The organism is Streptomyces sp. NPDC003720, assembly GCF_042875075.1.
Classification (GTDB): Bacteria; Actinomycetota; Actinomycetes; order Streptomycetales; family Streptomycetaceae; genus Streptomyces.
Map to the genome: position 1 here is coordinate 250,241 of NZ_JBIANZ010000003.1, position 7,110 is coordinate 257,350.

At 73.3% G+C, this 7,110-nt stretch carries 5 protein-coding genes; 3 read left to right on the forward strand and 2 right to left on the reverse strand.

What is annotated here, in order from left to right:
* The first annotated feature begins 211 nt into the window (after window positions 1–211).
* From ettA to ACFYU0_RS10080, 3 genes are read left to right on the forward strand one after another with little or no spacing between them, the layout of a single operon-like run.
* On the forward strand, window positions 212–1,876 hold the full coding sequence (gene ettA / locus ACFYU0_RS10070) for an energy-dependent translational throttle protein EttA (RefSeq protein ID WP_351659127.1): 1,665 nt from the start codon (window positions 212–214) through the stop codon (window positions 1,874–1,876).
* Window positions 1,877–1,882: 6 nt separating this feature from the next.
* The gene (locus ACFYU0_RS10075) at window positions 1,883–2,311 is read left to right on the forward strand and encodes a thioesterase family protein (RefSeq protein WP_351659130.1); all 429 of its coding nucleotides are present in this window, start codon (window positions 1,883–1,885) and stop codon (window positions 2,309–2,311) included.
* Window positions 2,308–2,985, forward strand: coding sequence for a hypothetical protein (locus ACFYU0_RS10080; protein WP_351659132.1), 678 nt, complete (start codon window positions 2,308–2,310; stop codon window positions 2,983–2,985). Before ACFYU0_RS10075 ends, ACFYU0_RS10080 begins: the two co-directional genes overlap by 4 nt.
* An 88-nt stretch (window positions 2,986–3,073) precedes the next feature.
* Here ACFYU0_RS10080 and ACFYU0_RS10085 read toward each other — a convergent pair whose 3' ends face one another.
* Together ACFYU0_RS10085 and ACFYU0_RS10090 are read right to left on the reverse strand one after the other, a co-directional pair.
* Complete coding sequence (locus tag ACFYU0_RS10085) at window positions 3,074–4,060, reverse strand: ABC transporter ATP-binding protein (RefSeq protein WP_389299378.1); 987 nt, start codon at window positions 4,058–4,060, stop codon at window positions 3,074–3,076.
* Between the two features lie 328 nt (window positions 4,061–4,388).
* Window positions 4,389–7,106 carry an FtsX-like permease family protein gene (locus ACFYU0_RS10090; RefSeq protein WP_389299935.1) on the reverse strand — a complete coding sequence of 906 codons (2,718 nt, stop codon included), beginning with the start codon at window positions 7,104–7,106 and terminating at the stop codon, window positions 4,389–4,391.
* Window positions 7,107–7,110 lie beyond the last annotated feature (4 nt).

Here is a 7,110-nt window from a genome sequence, read left to right on the forward strand (position 1 = left end):
CCTGACCCGGTATCCGTGCAGCCGGATGGCCTTGCGACGGTGGCCGGGGCCGACCGGCGGCGCCCGACGCTGACGGACGAGTCACCGCTGCCACCTGTGAAACCCCAGCTCAGAGCGCCCGGAGCAGACGGGTTTCCGCCTAGGGGTGGCGGTACGGCAAGATGGGGTGTATCTGCCCACTGCCAGATTTCAAGCTGCCGGACGGTTTCTCTTGGCTGAGTTCATTTACACCATGCGCAAGGCGCGCAAAGCGCACGGCGACAAGGTGATCCTCGACGACGTCACCCTGAGCTTCCTGCCGGGAGCGAAGATCGGTGTCGTCGGCCCGAACGGCGCCGGTAAGTCGACCGTGCTGAAGATCATGGCCGGTCTGGAGCAGCCGTCCAACGGCGACGCGTTCCTGTCGCCGGGCTACACCGTGGGCATCCTGCTGCAGGAGCCTCCGCTCGACGAGGAGAAGACGGTCCTGGAGAACGTCCAGGACGGCGTCTCCGAGATCAAGGGCAAGCTCGACCGGTTCAACGAGATCGCCGAGCTGATGGCGACCGACTACTCCGACGCGCTGCTCGACGAGATGGGCAAGCTGCAGGAGGAGCTGGACCACGCCAACGCCTGGGACCTCGACGCCCAGCTGGAGCAGGCCATGGACGCGCTGGGCTGCCCGCCCGGCGACTGGCCGGTGACCAACCTCTCCGGTGGTGAGAAGCGCCGCGTCGCGCTCTGCAAGCTGCTGCTCGAGCAGCCCGACCTGCTGCTCCTCGACGAGCCCACCAACCACCTCGACGCCGAGTCCGTGAACTGGCTGGAGCAGCACCTGGCCAAGTACCCGGGCACCGTCGTGGCCGTCACCCACGACCGGTACTTCCTGGACAACGTGGCCGGCTGGATCTGCGAGGTCGACCGCGGCCGCCTGCACGGCTACGAGGGCAACTACTCCAAGTACCTGGAGACCAAGGCCACCCGTCTGAAGGTCGAGGGCCAGAAGGACGCCAAGCGGCAGAAGCGGCTCAAGGAAGAGCTGGAGTGGGTGCGGTCGAACGCCAAGGGGCGTCAGGCCAAGTCCAAGGCGCGTCTCGCCCGGTACGAGGAGATGGCCGCCGAGGCCGACAAGATGCGGAAGCTGGACTTCGAGGAGATCCAGATCCCGCCGGGCCCGCGTCTGGGCAACGTCGTCGTCGAGGTCGACAAGCTCAACAAGGCCTTCGGCGAGAAGGTCCTCGTCGACGACCTCAGCTTCACGCTGCCGCGCAACGGCATCGTGGGCGTCATCGGCCCGAACGGCGCCGGCAAGACCACGCTGTTCAAGATGATCCAGGGCCTGGAGACCCCGGACTCCGGCGACATCAAGGTCGGCGAGACCGTCAAGATCTCCTACGTCGACCAGAGCCGCGCCAACCTCGACCCCAAGAAGACGCTGTGGGAGGTCGTGTCCGACGGGCTCGACTACATCAACGTCGGACAGGTCGAGATGCCGTCGCGCGCGTACGTGTCCGCCTTCGGGTTCAAGGGACCGGACCAGCAGAAGCCGGCCGGCGTCCTCTCCGGCGGTGAGCGCAACCGCCTCAACCTGGCGCTGACCCTGAAGCAGGGCGGCAACCTGCTGCTCCTCGACGAGCCCACAAACGACCTCGACGTCGAGACCCTCAGCAGCCTGGAGAACGCGCTGCTGGAGTTCCCCGGCTGCGCCGTCGTCGTCTCCCACGACCGGTGGTTCCTGGACCGGGTCGCCACGCACATCCTCGCCTACGAGGGTGAGTCCAGGTGGTTCTGGTTCGAGGGCAACTTCGAGTCCTACGAGAAGAACAAGATCGAGCGCCTCGGCGCGGACGCCGCGCGTCCGCACCGTGCCACCTACAAGAAGCTGACCCGGGGCTGATCGGTCTTGCGCCACATCTACCGCTGCCCGCTGCGCTGGGCGGACATGGACGCGTACGGCCACGTCAACAACGTGGTGTTCCTCCGCTATCTGGAGGAGGCCCGTATCGACTTCCTGTTCCGCCCGGACAAGGAGTTCAAGCAGGGGTCCGTGGTGGCGCGCCACGAGATCGACTACAAGCGGCAGCTCGTCCACCGGCACCACCCGGTGGACATCGAGCTGTGGGTCACCGAGATCCGTGCCGCGTCCTTCACCATCTCCTACGAGGTGAAGGACGGGGATCTCGTCTACGTACGGGCCTCCACCGTCATCGTGCCGTTCGACTTCGAGGCACAGCGGCCGCGCCGGATCACCCAGGAGGAGCGGGAGTTCCTCCAGGAGTACACGGACGCCGCCGAGGACGCGAAGTCCTCGGAGGAGGCCGTCGCCGCATGACGGTCCTGCACCTCGCCGACGAGACGGAGGCGGCCGACCTCGCCGCCTTCCTCTCCCGGCTGCTCCACTACGACCGTGGGGCCGCGGTGCGCCTGCAGGCGGCCGGTACGGCGCTCGCCGTGTTCGGCCGGCCGCCGTCCTTCGAGGTGCTGACGATCCGCGCGGTGCGGCTCGCCAAGCCGTACGAGAACGGGCTGGACGTCACGCTCGACGTCACCGTCTCGGCCGGTGAGCTCCTGGAGTCCGTCGACGAACGGGCGGCCACGGCCGCCGTGCCGGCCGCGGTCACCGGACCGCCGTGGGCCGGTGTGCTGCCGCCGCGCGGCGGCTGGCGGCCCGAGCCCGGGCTGCCCGTGCCGGACGCGCTGCGCACGACGGTCGCCGAGGCCGTCGCCGAGTTCCGGTCCCGTACCGAGGAGCTGCCGCCGGAGCGGCGCACCCGTGCGGAGCTGGACGGCATAGGGCGGGACATCTGGTCCCGGGAGGTCGGGGACACCCCGCTTCCCGTCCGGGCCGTGCACGCGGCCCAGTCCCTCGGTTTCCTGCGGCCGGGCACCGGCGCGGCCGACACCGGGCTGTTCTCCTCGGGGGCGTGGCTGAGGCTGCGGACGCCCTACGGGTCCGTCGCCGTGCGGCGGGCGGGGCTCGGCGCGCTGGGTGTCAGCGTGCGCTGAGGGGTTCGGCCGGGGCGGCTGGGGGCGGCTTTGTGTCCCGTTGCCGTTCGGCCGCCGGTCCTCCGTCGCGGGCCGCTTCCTCTCCTGGTCATACCTCGCCGCTGTCGTCCGGCCATATCCCGATGTGGTCCGGTTCCAGTTCCAGGGCCACGCGGTCGCGCATGTTCAGGGCCCTGGTGTACTCGGCGGGCAGCTGGAGGCGGCCCGCGCGGTCGAGCATGGCGTATTCGCGGGCGACCACCGTCTCGTGGCCGGTCGTGGCGTCCACCTCGCTGCGGCGCAGCACCTCGGTGGAGGTCCGGCCGTCCCGGATGGCGACCGTGCGGCGGACCTCGCCGGCCACCGTCTGGTCGTGGGTGACGATGACGATGGTGGTGCCGAGGGTCTCGTTCGCCGTGCGGAAGGCGTCGAAGATTTGCGCGCCGGTCTGGGAGTCGAGTTCGCCGGTGGGTTCGTCGGCGAGCAGGACCGCGGGGGCGTTCGCGAGGGCCACGGCGATCGCGACGCGCTGCTGCTGGCCGCCGGACATCTCGTGCGGGCGCCGGTCGCGGCAGTCGGCCACCTGGAGCAGGTCCAGGAGTTCCAGGGCTCGTTCGGCGCGGGCGCGGCGGCGTACGCGGGTGCCGGAGAGCTGGAGCGGCAGGGCGACGTTCTGGGCCGCGGTGAGATAGGGCAGGAGGTTGCGGGAGGTCTGCTGCCAGACGAAGCCGACGACCTCGCGGCGGTAGGCGAGGCGGTCCTTCGCGGTCATGGTGAGCAGGTCGCGGCCCGCGACGTGGGCTCCGCCGGCGGTGGGGGTGTCCAGGCCGGCGAGGATGTTCATCAGGGTGGACTTGCCGCTGCCGGAGGCGCCGACCAGGGCCATCAACTCGCCCTCGCGGACCAGTAGGTCGAGGCCTTGGAGGGCCTGCACCTCGATGCCGTCCGCGGAGAAGATGCGGACGAGGCGGTCGCAGGTGATGAGGGCGTCGTGGCCGTAGGCGGGGTTGTTGCGGGACTCCGTGAGGCGGGTGGTGAGGTCGGTGAGGGTGGTGTCTGTTCGCGGGGTGTCTGTACTCGTGGGGTCGGCTGTCATGGGGTCTCCTGCTGGGGTGCCCTGTGCTGCCGGGGCTGGGGTGTTTCGTGTGCGGGGAATTGCGGGGGTGCGGTGACGGTGCCGGACGAGGGTGTTTCGGGTGCCGGTGTTTGCGGGTGCGGGGGGTCGGTGTCGGCCGGGGGCGTTCCGCTTGCCCGCGCTTGCGGGGTGCCTTCCCCACTCTCGGCTTCGCTCGAGCGGGGGGACCCCCATCGCCCACCCGTGCCGCCCTTAGCGGCACGCATGCCCGCAGGTGGGGCGGCGGGCGTGTCCGGGGCTGTGTCCGGGGCTTCGGCGGGGGACGTGTGCCCGGGTGCGGGGGGTGGGGTCATCGGGGGTCTCCCGCTCGGAGTTCTCTGACCGAGCTTCGGCGGGTCGTCCACCAGGCCTGGGTGGTGGCTACCGCTGCTGCCAGGGCCACCACCGCGAGGGCCGGGAGGGCCAGGGACCAGGCGTCCGGGCGGAGGACGGCCCTGCCCACCGGGGTCTGGGACGAGGCGAGGGCGATGGTCGTCAGGTCGATGCCGGGGGAGAGGAGGCGGATGGCGGCCCAGCCGGTCAAGATGCCGCCGGCCGCGGCGAGGAGGGCCTGCGGGAGGGACTCCAGGACGAGGAGGCGGCGGCCCTGGGCCCGGGTGAGCCCCATGGTGCGCAGCCGGGCGAGGAGCGCGGCGCGTTCCGGGGCCGCCCGCAGCAGGGCGAGGAGCAGGGCGAGGACGGCGAAGCCGGCGCCCGCCGCCACCGCCGCCTTGTAGACGCGCCCGGCGCCGGCCTGCAGCGGCGAGTCCGCGTACCCGGCGCGTTCCTCGGCGAGGACCCGGGTGGTGGCCGAGGCGGGGGCCGTGCGGCGCAGCGCGGCGGCGTCCGGGTGGGCGCCGGTCAGCAGCAGCGTCGTAGGCCGGGCGGCGGACGGCGGGAGCCCGGCGCGGTCCACCACCAGGAAGTCGCCGGCGGTAGCCGCCGGGGTGCGGTCGCGGACGGCGGTGATCCGGACGGTGACCGTGCTCCCGTCCGCGAGCCGCACCGAGAAGGGTTGCCGGATGCCGTGGTTCCGTGCGACGGCCGGGGACGCGAGGGCCGGGAGCGAGTGCGGGTCCCGCCCCTCGAGCTGGTCCGCCGTGATGGCGCCGAGCCCCGTCCGGGCGGTCAGCCCGGCGTACGCGGGCGGGTCCACGCCCACCAGCGGCACCGTCTCCACGCCGTCCGTCGGGGTCGCCTCGTAGGTGATGGCCGCCGGGGTCACCCCGCCGACCCCGGGCAGGGCGCGTACCCGGGCGGCGAGGCCGGCCGGCAGCGCGGTGGCCGAGTCCAGGCGGGCGTCCGCCCCTACGGTGAGCAGGGCCGCGTTGTCGCGGGCCTCGGCCACACCCGCCAGGACCGAGCCGCCGAAGGCCGCCGTGGTCAGGGCGGTGAGCAGGGCCAGCAGGGGCAGTACCGCCGAGGCGCGGGTGCGGCCGGCGCGGGCCAGCGACAGCGGGGCCACCGCGCCCCGCAGCCGGCCGGCCGGGCGGGCCAGGCGGCGCAGCAGCAGCGGGTAGACGCGGAGCAGCAGCAGGGCCGCGACGACGCCGGTCAGCACCGGTGCGAGGGACACCAGTCGGCCTGCCGAGGTGCCCCTGCCGCGCAGGGTGGCCACCGACCCGGCCGCCAGCACCAGCAGGGTCAGTTCGGCGACCGCGCGACGGCGGGAGGGGCGTGCCGAGACCATGTCCTCCCGGGGGACGGTCAGCCGCACCGAGCGGTGGGCGAGAGCGGCGTGCAGCGGGAGGGCGGCGCAGCCGGCCAGGGTGACGGCGAGCGCGGCGGCGACGGAGTGGGCGTCGCGGGCGCCGGGGAGCAGGACACGGGCGGCCGCGAGACCCGCCGCCCCGGCGGGCACGGCGGCCACGGCGGTCTCGGCCAGCAGCCGGCCGAAGAGGCCGGGCAGGGAGACGCCCCGGGCACGCAGCAGGGCGAGTTCGGCGCGGCGCCGGTCGGCGGCCAGGCCGCCCGCCATGACCAGGACGACGACGGCGACCGTGGCGGTGCCGGCGGCGGCCACCCCGACCAGGGGGGACACGCCCGAGCGCAGCCGCTCGAAGGCGATGACCACGTCGTCCAGACCGGTGTCCACGTCCAGGTCGGGATCGGTGAGAGAACGGGCCTGCCGCAGACCCGGGCCGGACTCCAGCGACGCGACGGCGGACCGCAGCCGGCCGGCGTCATGGGCGTGCCGCCCGCGGGTGTCCGCAGCGAAGTGCCAGTAGCGGAAGGCGTTCCTGCCGGTGCCCATCACGGTGAGGGTCGCCTTCGGCGAGAGCAGGAGCGCGCCGTGCCAGTAGGTCTGCGGCGGGCCGGGGTCGGGCAGCCGTTCCAGCGTGGGCGTGCGCAGCAGCGGCACCGTCGACCAGTAGGCCCCGGCCGGGTCGCGGGGGGCGACGATCCCGGTGATGCGGACGGAGAGGAGGCCGTCGACACTGGGCACGCGGATGACCGAGCCCAGCTTGATGTGCAGGGTCTTCGCGGTGGCGGTGGAGACGGCGGCCTCCGTCCGGCGCGCGTCCGCGTCGACCCGGCCCGTGGCACGCGGCAGCCGGCCCTCGCTGACGCGCACGTGTCCGGCCAGGCCGCTCTGCGCGACCAGTGTCACCTCGGCGGGCAGGCCGGTCGGGCGGGGCAGCCACGGTTCGGTCGCCGTGCTGCCTCCCTGGGTGGTCACGCCGTACGCCGACCGGGCGCGGTCGACGGGCACCGCACCGTCAACCACGGGCAGCAGTTTCCGGTACTGCCGTTCCAGGACCCCGGGGCTGAACGGGACGGCGGGGTCCTCGCCGGACGTGCCGTACTCGGGTGTCGACGAGGTCGCCCGTACGGTGGTGTGGTCGGGGCCCTCCTGGTCGAGGGCCTGCCGCAGGCCCGCGTCCTCGTACCGGTCCACCGCGCGCGGCAGCGCGGCCGCCAGGCACGCGGTCAGCGCGACCAGCAGCGCGAGCGCGAGTGCGGCGCCGGGGGAGGCCCGCAGCCGGGTCCGTACCCAGGGCGCGACCACGGCCGGTGCGGAACGCACGTCA

Excerpts from the sequence above, each read along its gene's own strand:
- ACFYU0_RS10080 (WP_351659132.1), top strand. The coding sequence starts at position 2,308 with ATGACGGTCCTGCACCTCGCCGACGAGACGGAGGCGGCCGACCTCGCC.
- ACFYU0_RS10085 (WP_389299378.1), bottom strand. The coding sequence starts at position 4,060 with ATGACAGCCGACCCCACGAGTACAGACACCCCGCGAACAGACACCACC.